The 19289-nt window shown below is 35.6% G+C and carries 22 protein-coding genes; 11 read left to right on the top strand and 11 right to left on the bottom strand.

Translation table 11 applies throughout. The annotated features are described in order from the left end of the window. Nucleotides 1-131 precede the first annotated feature (131 nt). Entirely contained in the window at nucleotides 132-2330 is a 2199-nt protein-coding gene (locus OD90_RS12250) for an ATP-dependent DNA helicase RecQ (RefSeq protein ID WP_144669450.1), read from the bottom strand. 84 nt (nucleotides 2331-2414) lie between these two features. Between OD90_RS12250 and OD90_RS12245 the strand changes: the two genes are divergently transcribed. The 4 genes from OD90_RS12245 (at nucleotide 2415) to lptB (ending at nucleotide 5601) form a co-directional block, all read left to right on the top strand. Continuing rightward, nucleotides 2415-3380 carry an SIS domain-containing protein gene (locus tag OD90_RS12245; protein WP_144669449.1) on the top strand — a complete coding sequence of 322 codons (966 nt, stop codon included), beginning with the start codon at nucleotides 2415-2417 and terminating at the stop codon, nucleotides 3378-3380. Next, a complete protein-coding gene (tatC, locus tag OD90_RS12240; RefSeq protein ID WP_144669448.1) occupies nucleotides 3380-4219 on the top strand; it encodes a twin-arginine translocase subunit TatC in 840 nt (279 codons plus the stop codon). Before OD90_RS12245 ends, tatC begins: the two co-directional genes overlap by 1 nt. 67 nt (nucleotides 4220-4286) lie before the next feature. Beyond that, nucleotides 4287-4643 (top strand): carboxymuconolactone decarboxylase family protein, encoded by a 357-nt coding sequence (locus OD90_RS12235; RefSeq protein ID WP_144669447.1) that lies wholly within the window; start codon nucleotides 4287-4289, stop codon nucleotides 4641-4643. Nucleotides 4644-4863: 220 nt separating this feature from the next. Then, nucleotides 4864-5601, top strand: a complete 738-nt coding sequence (lptB, locus tag OD90_RS12230; RefSeq protein ID WP_144669446.1) for an LPS export ABC transporter ATP-binding protein — start codon at nucleotides 4864-4866, stop codon at nucleotides 5599-5601. A gap of 47 nt (nucleotides 5602-5648) precedes the next feature. Here lptB and OD90_RS12225 read toward each other — a convergent pair whose 3' ends face one another. Further along, complete coding sequence (locus OD90_RS12225) at nucleotides 5649-6026, bottom strand: MotA/TolQ/ExbB proton channel family protein (RefSeq protein WP_144669445.1); 378 nt, start codon at nucleotides 6024-6026, stop codon at nucleotides 5649-5651. A 537-nt stretch (nucleotides 6027-6563) separates the two neighbouring features. On the opposite strand from OD90_RS12225, the gene OD90_RS12220 reads away from it, so the two are divergent. From OD90_RS12220 to lgt, 7 genes are all read left to right on the top strand, one after another. Continuing rightward, the gene (locus OD90_RS12220) at nucleotides 6564-7286 is read left to right on the top strand and encodes a sensor histidine kinase (protein ID WP_261374513.1); all 723 of its coding nucleotides are present in this window, start codon (nucleotides 6564-6566) and stop codon (nucleotides 7284-7286) included. Between the two features lie 2 nt (nucleotides 7287-7288). Beyond that, a complete protein-coding gene (locus OD90_RS12215; RefSeq protein WP_144669444.1) occupies nucleotides 7289-7984 on the top strand; it encodes a LytR/AlgR family response regulator transcription factor in 696 nt (231 codons plus the stop codon). Nucleotides 7985-8148: 164 nt separating this feature from the next. Then, nucleotides 8149-8850, top strand: coding sequence for a GTP cyclohydrolase I FolE (gene folE, locus OD90_RS12210; protein WP_144669443.1), 702 nt, complete (start codon nucleotides 8149-8151; stop codon nucleotides 8848-8850). A 120-nt stretch (nucleotides 8851-8970) separates the two neighbouring features. Next, on the top strand, nucleotides 8971-10455 hold the full coding sequence (gene cysS / locus OD90_RS12205) for a cysteine--tRNA ligase (protein ID WP_144669442.1): 1485 nt from the start codon (nucleotides 8971-8973) through the stop codon (nucleotides 10453-10455). Further along, nucleotides 10455-10712 (top strand): membrane protein insertion efficiency factor YidD, encoded by a 258-nt coding sequence (gene yidD, locus OD90_RS12200; RefSeq protein ID WP_144669441.1) that lies wholly within the window; start codon nucleotides 10455-10457, stop codon nucleotides 10710-10712. Before cysS ends, yidD begins: the two co-directional genes overlap by 1 nt. After that, nucleotides 10669-11397, top strand: a complete 729-nt coding sequence (locus OD90_RS12195; protein WP_186434761.1) for a hypothetical protein — start codon at nucleotides 10669-10671, stop codon at nucleotides 11395-11397. Before yidD ends, OD90_RS12195 begins: the two co-directional genes overlap by 44 nt. A 1-nt stretch (nucleotide 11398) precedes the next feature. Further along, a complete protein-coding gene (gene lgt, locus OD90_RS12190; protein WP_144669439.1) occupies nucleotides 11399-12343 on the top strand; it encodes a prolipoprotein diacylglyceryl transferase in 945 nt (314 codons plus the stop codon). 394 nt (nucleotides 12344-12737) lie between these two features. Here the strand turns inward: lgt and OD90_RS12185 are convergent, their stop codons facing one another. The 9 genes from OD90_RS12185 to OD90_RS12145 all read right to left on the bottom strand — a co-directional run bounded on the left by OD90_RS12185 (nucleotide 12738) and on the right by OD90_RS12145 (nucleotide 19282). Continuing rightward, nucleotides 12738-12890, bottom strand: a complete 153-nt coding sequence (locus OD90_RS12185; protein WP_144669438.1) for a DUF4295 domain-containing protein — start codon at nucleotides 12888-12890, stop codon at nucleotides 12738-12740. A gap of 3 nt (nucleotides 12891-12893) precedes the next feature. Continuing rightward, nucleotides 12894-13076 (bottom strand): 50S ribosomal protein L33, encoded by a 183-nt coding sequence (gene rpmG / locus OD90_RS12180; protein WP_079721361.1) that lies wholly within the window; start codon nucleotides 13074-13076, stop codon nucleotides 12894-12896. Between the two features lie 19 nt (nucleotides 13077-13095). Next, complete coding sequence (gene rpmB, locus OD90_RS12175; RefSeq protein WP_144669437.1) at nucleotides 13096-13335, bottom strand: 50S ribosomal protein L28; 240 nt, start codon at nucleotides 13333-13335, stop codon at nucleotides 13096-13098. Between the two features lie 178 nt (nucleotides 13336-13513). Further along, on the bottom strand, nucleotides 13514-14761 hold the full coding sequence (locus tag OD90_RS12170) for a competence/damage-inducible protein A (RefSeq protein ID WP_144669436.1): 1248 nt from the start codon (nucleotides 14759-14761) through the stop codon (nucleotides 13514-13516). Next, nucleotides 14762-15097 (bottom strand): Hpt domain-containing protein, encoded by a 336-nt coding sequence (locus OD90_RS12165; protein ID WP_144669435.1) that lies wholly within the window; start codon nucleotides 15095-15097, stop codon nucleotides 14762-14764. Between the two features lie 2 nt (nucleotides 15098-15099). After that, nucleotides 15100-15714: a fumarylacetoacetate hydrolase family protein gene (locus tag OD90_RS12160; RefSeq protein WP_144669434.1), complete on the bottom strand. Its 615-nt coding sequence runs from the start codon at nucleotides 15712-15714 to the stop codon at nucleotides 15100-15102. Between the two features lie 4 nt (nucleotides 15715-15718). Further along, nucleotides 15719-16489, bottom strand: coding sequence for a 3'-5' exonuclease (locus tag OD90_RS12155; RefSeq protein ID WP_144669433.1), 771 nt, complete (start codon nucleotides 16487-16489; stop codon nucleotides 15719-15721). A 248-nt stretch (nucleotides 16490-16737) separates the two neighbouring features. Then, nucleotides 16738-18069, bottom strand: coding sequence for a dihydrolipoamide acetyltransferase family protein (locus OD90_RS12150; RefSeq protein WP_144669432.1), 1332 nt, complete (start codon nucleotides 18067-18069; stop codon nucleotides 16738-16740). Between the two features lie 76 nt (nucleotides 18070-18145). Further along, nucleotides 18146-19282, bottom strand: a complete 1137-nt coding sequence (locus OD90_RS12145) for a glycosyltransferase family 2 protein (protein ID WP_144669431.1) — start codon at nucleotides 19280-19282, stop codon at nucleotides 18146-18148. Between the last annotated feature and the right edge of the window lie 7 nt (nucleotides 19283-19289).

Here is a 19289-nt window from a genome sequence, read left to right as displayed (position 1 = left end):
CAATTGAAAAATCAATAATCTAAAACTAATAATTAGAGAAATTTAGATTAGGTATTAATCTTTTTTATAGCTTTCGCGAAAGCTATAAATCAAAAAGCTACAATCGTAAAATTAGCATTTAATTTTAATATCTAGTTTGCTTCCTCACTCATAAACTTGATGCGGTACAATCGTATTTCTTCTTCTTCATAGTCTCCATCAAACTCCTCTAGAGCTGTTTCAATTCCATCAGTTTCTGCCTCCATAAAATAGTCATGAAGCTCTTCTTGCTGGTCTTCATCTAAAAGATCATCTATCCAATAATCGATATTGAGTTTTGTTCCGCTGAAAACAATTGCCTCCATCTCTTTAATAAAGTCTGGCATTTCTTTCCCCTTAGCAGCAGCAATATCATCTAGGGGAAGTTTACGATCTACATTTTGAATGATATATAGTTTGAGAGCACTATTTGCTCCTGTGCTTTTGACTACCAAATCATCGGGACGCAATACATCATTATCTTCTACATACTGTGCAATTAAAGACACGAATTCTTTACCGAATTTTTTTGCTTTCCCATCACCTACTCCATGCACATTTCCCAATTCTTGTAAGGTAATGGGATATTTAATAGCCATATCCTCAATAGATGGATCTTGAAAAACAACAAACGGTGGTACGTCTAGTTTTTTTGATACTTTTTTACGGAGATCTTTTAGTAGCGCAATGAGTTGTTTATCTGCTCCAACACCTGACTTTTGAGCAGAAATTATACTGTTATCTGTATCTTCATCAAATACATGATCGTCTGTCATCATAAAAGACTCCGGATTTTTCAAATAATCTAAACCTTTTTGAGTCATTTTTACCACTCCATAGGTCTCAATATCTTTTTTTATAAATCCAGCTACAAGCGCCTGTCTAAGCAGAGCAAACCAATATTCTTTTTTCTGATCTTTTCCTATTCCAAAAAAAGCTTGATCATCTGTTTTATGAGAGTTGATGATTGCATTTTCCTTCCCTCTTAAAGTTAGAACAATCTCTTTGCTTTTATAAATTTCCTTAGTATCCCTAATTACAGATAGTACTTTTATAAGTTCATCTTTTGCTTCATGCTTCTTTTTTGGGAATCGCATATTATCATCCAGCATTCCTCCTTCACCCGTTTCGTTATCAAACTGCTCCCCAAAATAGTGCAAAATAAATTTACGCCTTGACATACTTGTCTCAGCATAAGCAACGACCTCTTGTAGTAATGCATGTCCTATTTCCTGCTCTGCAACAGGCTTGCCACTCATAAACTTCTCGAGTTTTTCAATGTCCTTATATGCATAAAAAGCTAAACAGTGACCTTCACCTCCATCACGCCCTGCTCTACCTGTTTCTTGATAATAACTCTCTATACTCTTAGGAATATCGTGATGAATTACAAAGCGCACATCTGGCTTGTCAATCCCCATTCCGAAAGCGATGGTAGCAACAACCACGTCTGTATCTTCCATCAAAAACATGTCTTGATGCTTTGCTCTCGTTTTTGCATCTAACCCAGCGTGGTATGGTACTGCTTTAATACCATTCACTTGCAATGCTTGAGCTAGTTCTTCTACTCGTTTACGTGCTAAGCAGTAAATAATTCCACTTTTACCTTCGTTTTGTTTAACAAACCGAATGATATCTGCATCTACTTGAGCTGTTTTAGGTCGTACTTCATAATACAAGTTAGGTCTATTGAAAGAAGCCTTAAAGGTATTTGCATTACCTATCCCTAAATTTTTAATAATATCTTCTTGCACTTTAGGTGTTGCAGTAGCAGTTACTGCAATGATGGGTATTTTCTCACCTATCCGGCCTATGATCTTACGCAAATTGCGATATTCTGGTCTAAAATCATGCCCCCATTCTGATATACAATGAGCTTCATCAATAGCTAAAAATGATATTTTCACACCTCTTAGGAACTCAACATTCTCTTCTTTAGTAAGCGATTCTGGTGCAACGTACAGAAGTTTTGTCACTCCTCTGGTTATATCCTCCTTTACTGTTTTTACCTCTCCTTTAGTTAAAGAGCTATTTAAAACATGAGCAATACCATTTTCTTGAGATATCCCTCGTAAGGCATCCACTTGATTTTTCATCAATGCGATAAGTGGTGACACCACAATCGCCGTTCCTTCTGCAATGAGTGCAGGCAACTGGTACGTCAAAGATTTTCCGCCACCAGTGGGCATAATTACAAATGAATGATCACCTCCAACGACACTTTTAATGACATCTTCCTGCAACCCCTTAAATTGGCCAAAACCGAAATGTTTTTTTAGCTCTGCGTGTAAGTCTATTTCCCTTATTCCCATGTATTCAAATGCATTTTTACATACCTTTGTGTTTTTTAAAGATAGTAATTTCCACTCGTTAAACAAATCTCAAGAAACCAAGTTTTGAATACTTCCCAGCAAATTATTGCTAGTGCACAGAAAACCATCATAATAGAACGTGATGCTATTTCAAATCTCTCAACACAAATAGATGATGAGTTTGCTCAAGCGGTATATACAATTTACAAATCAAAAGGCAGAGTTGTTATAACAGGCATAGGAAAAAGTGCAATAATCGCTCAAAAAATTGTTGCAACATTAAACAGCACTGGTACACCTTCACTTTTTATGCATGCTGCAGATGCCATACACGGTGACCTTGGAAGTATCTTAAAAGACGATATTGTTATCTGTATTTCAAAAAGTGGCAACACTCCAGAGATTAAAGTTTTAGTCCCACTTATTAAAAAAACAGAGAATACGCTCATTGCACTCACCTCTAATAGAGCTTCCTTTTTAGGTACTGAAGCGGACTATGTGTTACATGCCTTTACAGCAGAAGAAGCTTGCCCTAATAACTTAGCCCCAACTACTAGTACAACAGTTCAGTTAGTTCTTGGAGATGCTGTTGCTGTTGCGCTATTAAATCTTAGAGGATTTTCTGAAAAAGACTTTGCGAGATATCATCCTGGTGGTGCGCTAGGAAAACGATTATATCTTACGGTAAACGATATTTGTGCCGCACATGAAAATCCGCAAGTTGCCCCTGATGCAAGTATAAAAGAAGTGATTGTAGAAATTACAAACAAGATGCTAGGTGTAACCGCTGTTGTACTTAATGGCGTCATACAAGGCATTATAACAGACGGAGACTTACGTAGAATGCTAGCTAAGAATGACTCTCTCGACGGGTTGACAGCACAAGCCATTATGAGCGAAAACCCTAAAAGTGTTGCTCATGACACTATGGCTATTGCTGCAAAAGAAATTTTAGAAGAGAACAATATTACTCAATTGCTTGTTACTAAAAACGGCAAATATGCAGGTGTTGTACACATACACGACCTTATAAAAGAAGGAATCGCATAATGGCAAAAAAAGTTAAGAAACATCCAGACGAGATGTCTTTTCTCGACCACTTAGAAGAATTAAGATGGCATCTTATACGCGCTACAATTGCCGTAGTAGCCATTGGAATAATTGCTTTTATTTTCAAGGAAACATTGTTTGCAGTCATCTTTGGCCCTAAAGATGCAGACTTTATTTCCTATGAAATTTTGTGTGAAATCTCAAAATTCTTTGGTGCTGAAAAAGGTTGCATTGCAGATGGAGAGATGGACTTCGTCATACAATCCCGCAAAGTAGCAGGGCAATTTAGTGCCGCGATATGGACGTCTATTATGGCTGGAGTCGTGTTAGGGTTCCCATATATTTTATATGAATTTTGGAAATTTATATCACCAGGGTTATATGAGAATGAACGTAAAACTAGTCGTGGTTTTATTGTGATTGCTTCTATCCTATTCTTCCTGGGTGCTGGATTTGGTTATTTCGTTGTAACCCCTTTATCTATCAATTTTCTAGCAACTTTCAAAATAAGTGACGCCATTCAGAATGAATTTGACATTGATAATTACATAGCGCTCGTAAGAGCTTCTGTACTGGCATCAGGATTAATCTTTGAACTCCCTATTATCATGTATTTCTTGACAAAAATAGGACTAGTAACTCCTGAGTTCCTTAGAAGAAATCGCAAATATGCACTCGTGATTGTTTTAATACTTGCAGCAATTATTACACCACCAGATATTTCTACTCAAGTTATCGTGGCAGTGCCTATCATTTTATTGTATGAAGTGAGTATCTTTATTTCTAGAGGTGTTTTAAGAAGAGAAAAACGCCGACTCAAAAAACAAGGACTTGCTTAATTATATGTCTAAACATTAAATATTAAAATTATACGCTTTCGCGAAAGCGTAACAACCCCAACAATTCATGAGCAATATAGTAGATGACTTTAATGACTACCGTTCTAAAATGAACGACAAATTACTTGCCGATAATAATAAAATCGTCAAACGTATATTTAATCTAGACACAAATGCCTTTACTGCTGGGGCGCTTGACAAAAAAACTAAAGAACTTTTGGGTCTTGTAGCGTCAACTGTTTTACGTTGTGATGATTGTGTAAAATATCACTTAGAAAGTTGCCATGACGAAGGTGTCACCAAAGAAGAAGTAATGGAAACCTTGAGTATAGGTACACTGGTAGGAGGTACCATTGTAATCCCTCACTTGCGTAGGGCTTATGAATATTGGGAAGTGCTCGATGAAAAGAAAAAATCGAATTAAGGAGTGATGAAAAAATCTTCTAAATTCTTTAAGCTCTTTTTAGCCTTTTTTCTACTGCAAAGCACTTTCCTGTGTTTCTTTGAATATTTCAGCGAAGGAGAGATTAACAGGGTTAGCATTCTACTTCAAGGATTATTTTTTGGTCTTGTAATGGCAATTACATTCACTCGTTTCAGCAAAACTGAAACTGCAGATTAAACAATTTGTATATTTACCTACTATGAAATTACGAGCAGAAAATCTTATGAAATCCTACAAAGGCCGCCAGGTGGTTAAAGGGATTTCTGTAGAAGTAAATCAAGGAGAGATTGTAGGACTTTTAGGTCCTAACGGGGCGGGTAAAACTACTTCTTTTTATATGATTGTTGGGCTTGTAAAACCCAATGGAGGAAATATTTACTTAGACCAGCAAAATATTACTAAGTACCCAATGTATAAGCGTGCTCAAAACGGCATAGGGTATTTAGCACAAGAGGCTTCTGTCTTTAGAAAATTAAGTATTGAAGATAACATTCTAAGTGTATTACAACTCACTAAACTTTCTAAGAAAGAGCAACTTCATAAAATGGAGGAGCTTATTGAAGAGTTTAGTTTGGGACACATTCGTAAGAGCCGTGGTGATTTACTTTCTGGAGGTGAACGCCGTCGTACAGAAATCGCAAGAGCACTTGCTACCTCTCCTTCATTCATCCTGTTAGACGAACCTTTTGCAGGTGTTGACCCAGTGGCAGTAGAAGACATCCAGCGTATTGTGGCGCAACTCAAGGATAAGAACATTGGGATTCTAATTACAGATCACAATGTACAAGAAACACTAGCTATTACAGATCGTACTTATCTTATGTTTGAAGGAAGCATTTTAAAACATGGAGAACCAGAAGAACTCGCTGCAGATGAAATGGTGCGTAAAGTTTATTTAGGTCAAAACTTCGAATTGCGTAAAAAGAAAATATTTTAAAACGCAACTCATATAGATAAGAGTTGCGTTTATTTATAATTAAGTTTTTAAATTAACTGAGCGTCTTCAGCGCGTTGTGCTTTAATGGCTAGTACGAGAATAAACACTCTTGCAACGACAAAACAAAATAAACCAAATACTGTACAAAGCAGGGCAATTTTAAGCCCACCAGCCATCATAGGTTGAGAGACTGCACCACTTCCTTCTATAGCATCAAAAGCCTGAATCAACCCCAGGGTAGATCCTAATAATCCCCACATAAACGCAAAGAGACTCAGGTGACTTAATAATTCCATGACATGGCGAATTTTCTTTTTCCCCATAAGTCCTATAATAAATAGAACCACAACTACTATTAGAATAAGTAAAATTGGAACCATAAACACAGGTCCTCCTTCGTTGATGCGATCGATAATTTGTGACATAATAATTTGTTTTAAAAGATTAATATGTGATAAAAGTACTTCGGTTACGCTTTCGCGAAAGCATAAATAGACCACCTACAACATCAACACAAATTTTAACCATATAAGTAGGACAAGTTACAAAGAGTTTATCCTTTTTGTCAAAACACATATTAAACTAGCCATCGACCGCAATTAGAAATTAGCTTACCATAAATTATGCATATTTGTAAAATGCACAAATGGGTACTTCGAAAAATAGCTTTACTCCCTATTCACATAGTTGTATGGATACTGGTGTGGCTATTTTTTATTTATTTCTTTAGTTATGGTTCAGACAATGAAAATTTTGTTTACTCATTCTCTACAAGTCTTTTACCAGTTACCATAGCAGTCACCTATACAATTATATATTTTTTAATTCCTGAGTTTTTAGTTAAACGGCTTTATTTAAAATTTGGCGTATACCTCATATACACTATGGTATGCTCTCTGTTTTTTATAATTATTATCACATTTGTAAATTACATTTTCATATCTGATTTTGATATGAATAATATGCCGCTACTTACACGAAATTTTCTATTTGTTTTTATTTTAGTGTATTTAGTAGCTGGCCTTTTTTCTTTTGTACAGTTACTGAGGTATAATTATAAAACAGTACATCACAATACCCAATTAGAAAAAAAGATTATTCAAGGTCAATTACAGCTTAAAGAAAAAGAACTTCACTTATTAAAAGAACAAATTCACCCTCACTTTTTATTTAACACCCTCAATACGATCTACGGAGCAGCTCTTAAGAAATCTGAAGACACACCAGATCTCATTTTAAAATTATCAAATTTATTAGATTACACACTCAATCAAATCGAAAAACCCAAGGTAGCGATTACAGAAGAAGTGAGTTATCTAGAATCTTACATAGGACTAGAACGCGTACGGTTCAAGGACTCTGTGCGCGTTTACTTTGATAAGCAAATTGAGAATGACATTCACATTCCTCCAATGTTATTTATAGCTTTTATTGAAAATGCATTTAAACATGGAGCTCCTGTTAATGGCTTTCTAGAAGTTTACATTGAACTTAAAGTAAACAATGAAAAGCTTTGGTTTCAAATTAAAAACAGTACAACAGATCAAAACATACCTAAGGAAAATCATGGTCTAGGTATTGAAAACAGCAGAAAAAGATTAGACGCCTTGTACCCATCTGCTTACGCTTTAAACACTGTATCTACAGAAAATTGGTATACTCTCAATCTTGAAATCTTTCTATAACTATGAGTACGTACAACGCAATCATTATCGATGATGAGCCTATGGCTCGGGAAATTCTTGAAGAACACTTATCTAAAATTGACCAAATTACCGTAGTTGCACAATGTAAAAATGCTGCTGAAGGTTTCAGCGCTTTAAGTAAATACAAAGTAGATCTTGTGTTTTTAGATATTAATATGCCTGAGGTATCAGGAATCATGTTTGCAAAGGCTATTCAAGGAAAAACAAAGGTGATTTTTACAACAGCTTATAGAGAGTATGCGGTAGAAGGTTTTGATATTCAAGCGGTAGATTATTTGCTCAAGCCGATTTCTTTAGAACGGCTTATGAAAGCACTTCAAAAATTTTACGCAGAAAATATTCAAAAAGAAACACCTCAACCTACGGAGGATTTTACTTTCTTTCGATCAGATCGTAAGATGGTAAAAGTAAATTTTAATGACATTTTTTATATTGAAAGTTTAGGTGATTATATAAAAGTTCATACAACCAACGGAACTATCACTACCAGAGAAACTATGAACACTATAGTTGAAAAATTACCCAAGCACCAGTTTTTACGCACCCATAGGTCTTTTATAATTGCTATAGCAAAAATTTCAAGCTTTACAAATGAGCATCTTATTGTGGATAAAAAAGTCATCCCTATAAGTCGCAGCTATCGTGAGGCTGTACTTCAACGTCTTGACGCCTATTAAATAACTCACTATTTACGTATCTTTGCAAGCCTTAAAAAAAATTACGACAAATAATTGAGTTACCTCGATTTCAACATGCAAATGTGAGTCGTAAAATATAGATTAATACCATTTTTACTTTTGTAAAAATGATAAAGAAATGCTGTGATACAGCTATTTTGTAGATGAAAACAGATTTAGACAGAGGAATACAAATAGACGACGAGAGCTTCTTAGACGAACAGATGGGCGATGACCACGTAAGTACGAATGCAACTACGCCATTACGTAGTGGTGCTTTTGACTTAAGTGACTCAGAAAAAATTGAAATCATAAAGAAAGATGTTGCTAATATTCTTGAAACATTAGGTATGGACCTTACAGACGACAGCCTTAAAGGGACACCTAATCGTGTAGCAAAAATGTTTGTGAATGAAATTTTTGGCGGATTAAATCCTGCAAAAAAGCCGAGTGCTTCTACGTTTGATAACAATTACAAATACGGAGAGATGCTGGTTGAAAAAAACATCGTTGTATATTCAACTTGTGAGCATCACTTGCTTCCTATCGTTGGAAGAGCACATGTTGCCTACATCTCAAATGGCACTGTAGTGGGCTTAAGTAAGATGAACCGTATTGTAGATTATTATGCAAAGCGCCCACAGGTGCAAGAGCGTCTTACTATGCAAATTGTTCAAGAACTACAACAAGTTTTAGGCACAGATGACGTTGCTTGCGTGATAGACGCAAAGCACCTTTGTGTAAACAGTAGAGGAATAAGAGATATTGAAAGTAGCACTGTGACTAGTGAGTTTGGCGGTAAGTTTAAAGAAGATGCTACTCGTAGAGAATTTCTAGATTATATAAAACTAGAAACGGTTTTTTAGATAGAAGTACGCTTTCGCGAAAGCGTAACACCATACAAAAAAGCGGTTTCTAATAAGTGACCGCTTTTTGAGTTTTACAAATAAGATATTTACCTTCGTTAGATATTAAACACGCACCCAATGCCACTATATAAAGATCAAAAATTATCCATTTACAATTCGCTTACTGGTAAAAAAGAACCTTTTGAGCCCCTATTAGAAGGCTATGTAGGTATGTACGTATGTGGACCTACAGTGTATAGCAATGTACATTTAGGAAATGTGCGTACGTTTATGAGTTTTGATATGATCTTTAGATACCTAAAGCATCTAGGGTACAAAGTGCGTTATGTACGTAACATTACAGATGCTGGACACCTTACGGATGATGGAGATCAAGGTGAAGATAAAATTGCAAAAAAAGCACGTTTAGAAAAGATAGAGCCCATGGAAGTTGTACAGCAATACACTGTGGACTTTCATGATATTCTCAACAAATTCAACTTTTTACCGCCAAGTATTGAGCCTACGGCAACAGGTCACATCATTGAGCAAATGGAGATCATTAAAAAAATAATGGACAATGGTTATGCGTATGAAAAAAATGGCTCCGTTTATTTTGACGTGGTAAAATTTAATAAAGATCATAATTATGGTAAGCTTTCTGGCCGTAAGCTGGAAGACATGATTGCAAATACTCGAGCACTAAGTGCGCAAGACGAAAAAGAAAATCCACAGGATTTTGCCCTTTGGAAAAAAGCAGAACCAGAACACATCATGCGCTGGCCTTCACCATGGGGAGATGGTTTTCCTGGTTGGCACTTAGAATGTACTGCGATGAGTACAAAATATTTAGGAGAACAGTTTGATATACACGGAGGTGGTATGGATCTTAAATTTCCGCACCATGAATGTGAAATTGCACAAAATGAAGCTGCGTTAGGTACAGAACCTGTACGCTACTGGATGCACGCAAATATGCTTACGCTCAACGGTCAAAAAATGGCAAAGAGCACCGGGAACAGTATCAATCCAGGTGAGATATTTACTGGAGATAGTGAGCACCTTAGCAAAGGATTTGCCCCTAGCGTAGCGCGATTCTTTATTCTTCAAACTTCCTATAGAAGTATAATGGACTTTAGTAACGATGCATTACTAGCTAGTGAAAAAGGGCATAACAGATTAATGGAAGCCTTAAAGATTGGAAAAAATCTTACAACATCTTCAACAAGTACTTTTGATGTTTCTGCGTGGAAGCAGTCTTGTTATGATGCGATGAATGATGACTTTAACACACCTATTCTAATTGCTCAGCTATTTGAAGGAGTGAAGCAAATCCATCTAATCAAAGATGGAAAGGCAGAACTCACAGCAGAGGATTTAAAAATGCTCATGACAACTTTAAATGGTTTTGTCTTTGATGTATTAGGTCTTGAAGATGGTGACGCTTTCGCGAAAGCGGATGACTCAAAACTAAATGGCACAGTTGAATTACTAATTAAGTTAAGAAAAGAGGCTCGGGAAAATAGAGATTTTGCTACTAGTGACAAAATACGGGATGAACTTATTGCTCTGGGCATTCAGCTTAAAGATGGTCGAGAAGGAACTACGTTTACTGTAAATTAATGGCCAGAGCAAAAGAAATAGCGATTGCTCCATTTCTAGCCATTATATGGTTTTATCAGAAATTTATTTCTTCATGGACGCCTAGTTCTTGTAGGTTTACACCCACTTGCTCTAGTTACACTAAGGTTGCCTTAGAAAGACACGGACTATTAAAAGGTGGAGCACTAGCTATCAAACGGATTTTCTCTTGTCACCCTTGGGGAGGTTCTGGTCATGACCCTGTTCCTGAGAAAGGAGAAACATCAATTAATAATTAATCTTCTCATTTTTGCAATCGATATGATCAATCATGATAAATTATTAATTCTCCTAGTTATAATATTTTTCACGAGCTGTGGTACAGTTCCTAAACTTCAAGGAACGTATTCTAGTGCTGTTGATGATAATACGATGTATTTCGTTTCAGAAAAATATCAATTTAATGGGGATAACTTTACCTACAATTATTTTACGGATATGGGAGGTCACGAGAAAGAAGGAATTGGCACTTTCAAACAAGAAAAATTTAGGACTCAACTGGTATTTGGCAAACCTCCTAAAAGAGAAAAAACGAATGCCACCGTAAAAAAATCCTCTCCGAATCCATACACTTTTGAAATAAATACCGAGGTAAATGTTCCTGATGAAAAACATATGCAATCAAATATTAGCATTCTCCAATATACAGGTGATAATCAAAATTATAAAGTAGGAATTGGTGAGGTTAAGACAATAATTCTTGCTAATGACATATCTTTTCCTATTCAATTACTAGTTACTAGTCGTAAAATGGAACCTTTTAGCCTAGAATTAGAAGAACCGCAAAATTTAGAATTAAATGTAGTATTGCAACCTTCTATAGATCATCTTATCACATCTGTTACAAAAGAAAAAGATATCCGCAAAAAAGGTAAGTATATTTACATCAACGGAAAGAAGTTTAAAAAAATAGCTAAACAATAATATGAATTTGTTACTCCCACTGAAATTTACATGGAATCCAATATCTGGTCTTGACCTAGGATTTCTTACCATTCACTTTTACAGTTTAATGTTTGTCGTTGCCTTTTCGTTAGGATTTTACTTAATGAAAAAAATGTTTGAGCGTGAGAATGTTCCTGTAGAAAAGCTAGACAGCCTATTTATTTATGCTGTAGTATCTATACTTGTAGGTGCTCGCCTTGGGCATGTGTTCTTTTATCAAACCGAATTACTATGGCAAGATCCGTTATCTGTAATTCTTCCATTTAGATTTGTTCCAGAATTTGAATTTACAGGCTTTAGAGGTTTAGCAAGTCACGGTGCAGCCATTGCTACTATTTTTGGCCTTTGGTTATATAATAAAAAAGTACTTCACAAATCTGTACTTTGGATATTGGATCGCGTAGTAATCACGTGTGCATCTGGAGCTATATTTGTTAGAATTGGAAATTTTTTGAATTCTGAAATGGTAGGGAAAATTACAGACAGCGCCATTGGAATGCAATTTGTACAAGACGAGATATCAGAACGTCGTGCTGTAGCCCTTACTTCTATTAAAAATCCTAAAGAAGCGTATCAAGCACTTACAGATAATCCTCAGTTTGCAGAAATTATAAGTGCAATACCTTATCGTTATCCGGGTCAATTAATGGAGGCCTTTGGATATGTATTTGTCTTTTTAATTTTATTCGGTTTATATTGGAAAACAAACTCGCGTAATAAACCAGGTCTTTTATTTGGTCTTTTCCTACTACTCCTTATGACGGTACGCCTTATAGTAGAAAACTTTAAAAGAGAACAAGTAGAAGGTCGCGAAGATTGGATCTTTGATTTGAATACGGGTCAAGTCTTGAGTATACCTTTTATACTTATCGGACTCTATTTTGTAATTACTGCCTTAGTTAAAAAGCCAGTAACTGCAGAATAGATAGAGGGTTTTATAAATTATGCTTAGCAGGCAACACAAATCTATTAAAAGAATTAGGGAATACTATCGATTTTAGAATACAAAGAGTTGTGTTCTTAAAGGAGCCACCTGTACGATCCTAGATTGGAGAGCCTTTATTATATTTTAATATAACTGCACTTAAAACGGACTATGATTCTAACTAAAATAAGCATGTTGATCAACTTCTCTAAGTAAACAAAAAGCTCTACTCTTTACATTGAAAAGCCTCTCTACTTGCTAGAGATGGTTATAAAGATGACACCTCAAATTATTAAGACTACAACTAATATACGCATTCAAATAAAATCACATTAAAACACAAAAAACCCGCTTCATATGATGAAGCAGGCTTTCAATATCTTAGAATATAAACTTATTTCTTAGCTAAGAAATCGTTTACTAAGTCTGGAGCCATTACTGACTCAACAAATGTGTAAGCTCCAGTTTTTGGAGACTTTACCATTTTAATCGCTTTTGTTAAACGCTTAGATCCTGTCTGTAAAGATGCTACTGATTTCTTTGCCATAACTTACTTAATTTCTTTATGAACAGTCATTTTCTTAAGTACAGGGTTGAATTTCTTCAACTCCATACGATCTGGAGTGTTCTTTTTATTTTTTGTCGTGATATATCTAGACGTACCTGGTTGCCCAGTTGCTTTATGCTCTGTACATTCTAGTATTACTTGAACTCTGTTCCCTTTCTTTGCCATCTCGGTTTACTTTATGGGATTATTTAGTTAAGAAACCTTTTGCACGTGCTTCTTTAATCACGGCATCAATTCCTTTTTTATTGATATTTTTTAAAGCAGATGTAGACACTTTTAAAGTGACCCATTTATCTTCTTCTGGAAGGTAAAAACGTTTTTTTACAAGATTCACGTTAAATTTACGCTTGGTCTTGTTCATAGCGTGAGAAACATTGTTTCCTACCATCGCTCTCTTACCTGTAAGCTCACAAACTCTAGACATTACTAAAACTTTATATAGTTATTTCAAAACAGGGTGCAAAAATACGCAATTTTATAAGTCACTGCAAAACTTATTTACAGTTTTTTACTGTTTATTTTACTAGGACATGATCTATCTTACTAATAGATAGATATACAACTCTATTATTCGCTTTCGCGAAAGCGTACTTACTCCTATGTTATTTCTTTATCAGAAGGGCTTTTAAAAGCTCCAAAGATTTATTTACTGTTTTTCCAATCACTCGTTCTCGATGATTGCCCATCATAAAATGATAGCTCTGCACCTTATCTTTTGTTGCAATGCCTATATATATAGTTCCAACCTCTACGTCAGAGTCTCCTTTAGTTGGACCCGCATTACCTGTAGTGGCTATAGCAATATCAGATTTATATAATTTGCGAGCATTTGCCGCCATTTGCTCTGCAACCTGACTGCTTACAACAGAATGCTTTTCAATAATTGCTGCATCAACACCTAAAATATCAATTTTAGATTGTGTCGCATAGGTAACCAGACTTCCTTTTAAATATTTAGAAGCTCCGGGATGTGAGGTAAATCGTTCTACAAGATTACCACCCGTACAGCTTTCTGCTATTGCAAGTGTTTTACCTTGTGCAATTAGCAAATTAGCTATTACCTCTTCAAATTCACCTTCATCTTCGTATCCCGTAAAAATATCTGATATCAGCGGCAATAGTTTTTCACACTGTTCTTCTACATTCTTGCTTAGTAATGCTTGATCACTTCCTTTAGAAGATAATCGCAAACGTACTTTTCCAAGAGATGGAAGATAAGCAAGTTTAATAGATGGAGGTAAATCACTTTCGAATGCTTCTATGCGCTCTGCGATTGCACTTTCACCCATTCCGTAGGTTAGAAAAGTTTTATGAAGTATGAAAGGAAGCTTACATTTTTCTTGAAGCCTAGGCAAAACTTCGTTTGTCATTATACCTTTCATCTCATGAGGGACTCCCGGCATAGAAACGAAAATCGTGTTACCCTTAACTAACCACATTCCAGGTGCCGTCCCAAACCGATTGAGCAACACCTCTGCTTTACTAGGCACTTCTGCCTGTGTTTTGTTTGCTTCTAACAATGGTTTTTTTACATACTCTTTAAATAAAAAAGTAATATGTTCTAGCACCTCTTGATTATGAACTAACCTATCTTCAAAATACTCACAAATGGTATGCTTTGTTATGTCGTCTTTTGTAGGTCCTAAACCACCAGTAATGATTACTAAATCAACTCTAGATTGAGCAGCATCAAACGCTTCCAGAATATGCTGCTTATCATCTTGAATCGAAGTAATTTGATACACAGACACTCCAATTTTATTGAGTTCTTTTGAAATAAAGACGCTATTAGTATCTACTATCTGGCCTATAAGAATTTCATCTCCTATAGTTATAATTTCTGCGGTCATTTAAAAATCTTCTCTTAGCTCTTCTATAACAATCATAAGTGTATTAGTTATATCGTCTAACTGTGACTGTATAGCACTCGTAGGCTTGTTAGAATTACTCCATTTTTCCATTGCTTTAATTTGCCCGAGTAAATCAATACCAAACATATCTAAGTTGGGTTTCATTTTATGTGCAAATTGATACGCCATTTTATGATTATTATTCTCAATGGCGTTTTGCATTGATTCTAAATCTGGTGGTATTTCTTCAAGAAAGGTTGCTACGATGACTCCTACAAAGTCTTCATCTCCTCCTGCAATCTCCCTTACTTGTTTTAAATTATAGTGTTTTGACATAATTATTTCACATTTATAGAAAACAACTCCGTATCTCCTAAGAATCCTTTTAACTTATCTTCTTCTTGAACGCGCCCTACACCTTCAGGTGTACCCGTAAATATAATATCACCGATTTTAAGAGTAAAATACTGAGAAACATAGCTTATTAAGGCATCTATTTTCCAAAGCATTTGGCTAGTGGAACTTTTTTGTACCACTTCCCCATTTTTTTCTAATCTAAATGGTATATCATCTACAGAGTTAAAATTTTCTTTATTAATCCACTTATTTCCAATTACTGCCGCTCCGTCAAAGCCTTTTGCTTTTTCCCACGGTAAGCCTTTTGCTTTTAGCTCTGACTGCAGATCTCTTGCCGTAAAATCTATACCTAAGCCTACTTCACTGTAATAAGTGTGAGCAAACTTCTCATCAATATGCTTACCAATTTTATTAATCTTTACAAGAATTTCTATTTCGTGATGCACATCATTTGAGAATGGTGGTATTACAAATGGATGTTTTTTGAGTAAAATTGAAGAGTCTGGCTTTAAAAAGACCACGGGATGCTCTGGTCTCTCATTTTCCAATTCTTCAATATGCTTAGCGTAGTTTCGGCCTATACAGATTAATTTCATCCTATTACTTTGTGTTGAGCTTTCTTAATTTAATTGCTGTAAGAACTTTTTTAGTATATAATGGAAAGTCTGCATTTTGAATCCAACCGAAGTACCCTGGCTCGCTATCTAATACTTCTTCTACTTTTTTACCCCTATGCTTTCCAAAAGTAAAAATTTCTATCCCATCCTTATCATAACCAATAAACCCAGCAAAGTCAGCATTTTTTTTTCGAGTACTAAATTCTCCCAAAAACTTCATGTCATTTTCTAGCTCATCATAACGCTCTATTTGTGATTTTAAAACCTCATAGGTCGCACGCGTGTCTGCAGCTGCGCTATGAGCATTTGTCAAATCTTTGCCACAATAAAACTTATAAGCTGCTACAAGCGTACGTTGTTCCATTTTATGAAAGATATTTTGAATATCTACTGCATTTCGGTTTTTCATTTCAAAATCTATACCAGTCCTTAATAATTCTTCTACTAATAAAGGAATATCAAAGCGATTCGAGTTAAAACCTCCAAGGTCTGCATCCTTAATCATATCGTGAATATCTTTTGCACGCTCTGCAAAGGTGGGCTTGTCTGCAACATCTGCATCAGTAATGCCATGTACAGCTGTAGTAGAAGCAGGAATGGGAACCGTTGGATTAATACGCTCTGTGAGTTCTTCTTCTCTACCGTCTGGAAAAATTTTTAATATGGATATTTCTACGATTCTGTCTTTTGCGACATTGATTCCTGTTGTTTCAAGATCAAAAAAGCAAATAGGTCTTGTTAGTTTTAATTGCATGTCACAAAAATACTGATTTTAGAGCTAGATTTAAGAGTGCTTTCTTTTAAGAAAAAATCTACTTTTCAATCGGCTACCTTTTTATATTCACTTTTATGACCTTCTCGACCGTTATGACTTCTATTCATACTGTTCAATAAAATCAGATTTTCGCGAAAGCGTATCTAAAAAACCAGAGGTATTTTAAAAGGAAAAACGCAGCTTTTGCCACGTTTTCCTTTATTATAAATCTTAAATTTCGCTTGAAATTATAATTCTCTTTTTGGGTCAAAATTTTCTAAATAATGCGCCACTCTTTGCACAAACTGACCTCCTAATGCGCCATTGACTACTCTGTGATCATAAGAGTGTGATAAGAACATTTTCATACGTATTCCTATAAAATCTCCTTCTGGGGTTTCAATTACAGCTGGAACTTTTCGTATAGCTCCTAGAGCTAGGATAGCTACTTGTGGCTGATTAATTATAGGTGTTCCCATGATACTACCAAAGGTACCTACATTAGTAACTGTATAGGTTCCTCCTTGTGTATCGTCTGGCTTTAACTTACCATCTCTTGCTCTTCCAGCCATATCATTTACAGATTTTGCCATACCTACGAGGTTGAGTTGATCTGCATTTTTGATTACCGGAACAATAAGGTTACCATCTGGCAAGGCGGCTGCCATACCTAGGTTAATATTTTTTCTTTTGATAATGCGATCTCCATCTACAGATATATTAATCATAGGGAAATCACGTATCGCTTTTGCTACTGCCTCCATGAAAATAGGTGTGAAGGTTAAATTTTCACCTTCACGTTTCATAAATGCATCTTTATTTTTCTTTCTCCAGTTCCAAATGTTTGTAACATCTGCCTCTATAAATGACTGCACATGTGCACTCGTCTGTACAGACGCTACCATATGATGAGAAATAAGTTTACCCATACGGCTCATTTCTATAATTTCATCTTCACCATTAACACTTACAGGAGCTGCTTTTGTGGCTGGAGATTTTACTGTAGCTTGCTTAGAGGCTGCTGATGGGTTTTTCTGATCTACAGTTGACTTTCCTGAGGTATCTCTATCTTTAAGATAAGCAAGCATATCATCTTTAGTGACGCGGTTATCTTTACCCGTCCCCATGACAGCATCAAGTTCTTCTTGAGAAACACCTTCTTCCTTAGCCATATTACGAACTAATGGAGAGTAGAATCGATCTCCAGAACTTACAGGTGTTGCTAGGGTATCTTGAGCTGCGGATACAGTTCGAGCTACGGCAGCTATGTTCTCTATCGTAGGCTTTGCATCTTGTCCAGTCTCTCCTTGTTCAGGTGTAGCATCTGAACTTCCCTCTCCTTCTATTTCTATAATGGCAATCGTTTGCCCTACAGCAATTACGTCATCTACTTCGAATAATCTTTCCACTAAGACGCCATCTACTTCACTTGGCACTTCACTATCAACCTTATCTGTAGCGATCTCAAGTACAGGTTCATCTGCCTCGATAGTATCTCCTACTTCTTTTAACCATGCTGTAAGTGTCGCTTCTGCAACACTCTCTCCCATTTTAGGTAGTTTTAATTCAAATCTTGCCATATTCGTAAACTGAAGCTGTTTAAAATCATTAATTTTGTAAAAATAACATTAAAATACATTTTACGATAAGAATATATCAATTCTCTTCACCAAAATGTATTATATCTCCCCTCCCATCACTACTATTACTTCCTACTGCAAAAGTACTGTTTTTAGGAATAATTTTAAATGTGAGTCCGCTATGCTTATGTGTTATAATTTCCTTAATAATATGTATGTAAGAGACATAAGAGGCATCAAAAAAAACTTCTTCGCCAGCTGAGAAATGTTTTAGACATCCTGCTATTCTTATAGGCTTTGAAACCGCAACTTGTAATCTATCAAGTAAAATTTCTTGATTACTCACAAGGATATAAGCTGTAGGACTGTACTTTTCTAGTTGATCTTTACGTATTCCTATTTTAAGGCTCAGTATTGATTTTAATAGAGCAACTTTTACCCCTACCTGCACGAGCAGTTGTTCTAGTTTATTTCTTTTAAAGTACTTCGTATAAAAAAGAGTCATAGCTCCAAAGAAACGCTCCCTATACACTTTATTCTTAATTGTACTTTCCCCTTTAAAGTGAATGATGGTACTAGCACCTAAATAATAATTTTTATACCCTTGTTTCAATATACTATAGGAAAGATCAATATCCTCTCCATACATAAAATAACGCTCATCAAAACCGCCTATCTCTAAATAAGACGTTTTTTTTAAAAACATAAAGGCACCTACTAAAACAGCTACTTCTCCGCTTCCCTCTACAGTAATTTTCGAGTCATAATAAGCGCTATCATAACCTAAAATCTTTTTGAGTGACACACTTGGTGTAGGAATATTACGCTTGCTTTCTGGCAAAAAATGTCCTGTACCATCAACTAATCGCACACCTATAATACCTGGTGTTTTTTTTGCTTTCGCGAAAGCAAAAACCTCATCAAAAACATGCTCTCCTAGAACAGTATCCGGATTTAAAATACAAATATATTCACCCGTAGCTGCCCCAACTCCCAAATTATTTGCTTTGGAAAATCCTAAATTGGAAGTATTAGTGATAACGATAACATCTGGAAACTTTCTAACTAGCATAGCAACACTCTCATCTACCGAAGCATTATCTACAACGATGACTTCACTATCTATATTACGAGTAGCTGCTACCACACTATCGAGACACAACTCTAAATAGTGCTGTACGTTATAGTTCACAATGATAATTGAAAGTTTCAAGCCTACC

This window comes from Dokdonia sp. Hel_I_53, from assembly GCF_007827465.1.
Lineage (GTDB): Bacteria > Bacteroidota > Bacteroidia > Flavobacteriales > Flavobacteriaceae > Dokdonia.
The sequence above is the reverse complement of the archived record's forward strand: the minus strand, read 5'-3'. Positions and strand labels throughout refer to the sequence as shown.

Coding starts and splice junctions, on each gene's coding strand:
- folE (WP_144669443.1), top strand. CDS start 8,149: ATGAAAACAGATTTAGACAGAGGAATACAAATAGACGACGAGAGCTTC.
- rpmB (WP_144669437.1), bottom strand. CDS start 13,335: ATGTCTAGAGTTTGTGAGCTTACAGGTAAGAGAGCGATGGTAGGAAAC.
- OD90_RS12170 (WP_144669436.1), bottom strand. CDS start 14,761: ATGACCGCAGAAATTATAACTATAGGAGATGAAATTCTTATAGGCCAG.
- cysS (WP_144669442.1), top strand. CDS start 8,971: ATGCCACTATATAAAGATCAAAAATTATCCATTTACAATTCGCTTACT.
- OD90_RS12160 (WP_144669434.1), bottom strand. CDS start 15,714: ATGAAATTAATCTGTATAGGCCGAAACTACGCTAAGCATATTGAAGAA.
- OD90_RS12150 (WP_144669432.1), bottom strand. CDS start 18,069: ATGGCAAGATTTGAATTAAAACTACCTAAAATGGGAGAGAGTGTTGCA.
- OD90_RS12165 (WP_144669435.1), bottom strand. CDS start 15,097: ATGTCAAAACACTATAATTTAAAACAAGTAAGGGAGATTGCAGGAGGA.
- OD90_RS12195 (WP_186434761.1), top strand. CDS start 10,669: ATGACCCTGTTCCTGAGAAAGGAGAAACATCAATTAATAATTAATCTT.
- OD90_RS12225 (WP_144669445.1), bottom strand. CDS start 6,026: ATGTCACAAATTATCGATCGCATCAACGAAGGAGGACCTGTGTTTATG.
- lgt (WP_144669439.1), top strand. CDS start 11,399: ATGAATTTGTTACTCCCACTGAAATTTACATGGAATCCAATATCTGGT.
- OD90_RS12250 (WP_144669450.1), bottom strand. CDS start 2,330: ATGGGAATAAGGGAAATAGACTTACACGCAGAGCTAAAAAAACATTTC.
- rpmG (WP_079721361.1), bottom strand. CDS start 13,076: ATGGCAAAGAAAGGGAACAGAGTTCAAGTAATACTAGAATGTACAGAG.
- OD90_RS12220 (WP_261374513.1), top strand. CDS start 6,564: ATGCCGCTACTTACACGAAATTTTCTATTTGTTTTTATTTTAGTGTAT.
- OD90_RS12235 (WP_144669447.1), top strand. CDS start 4,287: ATGAGCAATATAGTAGATGACTTTAATGACTACCGTTCTAAAATGAAC.
- OD90_RS12215 (WP_144669444.1), top strand. CDS start 7,289: ATGAGTACGTACAACGCAATCATTATCGATGATGAGCCTATGGCTCGG.
- tatC (WP_144669448.1), top strand. CDS start 3,380: ATGGCAAAAAAAGTTAAGAAACATCCAGACGAGATGTCTTTTCTCGAC.
- OD90_RS12155 (WP_144669433.1), bottom strand. CDS start 16,489: ATGCAATTAAAACTAACAAGACCTATTTGCTTTTTTGATCTTGAAACA.
- lptB (WP_144669446.1), top strand. CDS start 4,864: ATGAAATTACGAGCAGAAAATCTTATGAAATCCTACAAAGGCCGCCAG.
- OD90_RS12185 (WP_144669438.1), bottom strand. CDS start 12,890: ATGGCAAAGAAATCAGTAGCATCTTTACAGACAGGATCTAAGCGTTTA.
- yidD (WP_144669441.1), top strand. CDS start 10,455: ATGGCCAGAGCAAAAGAAATAGCGATTGCTCCATTTCTAGCCATTATA.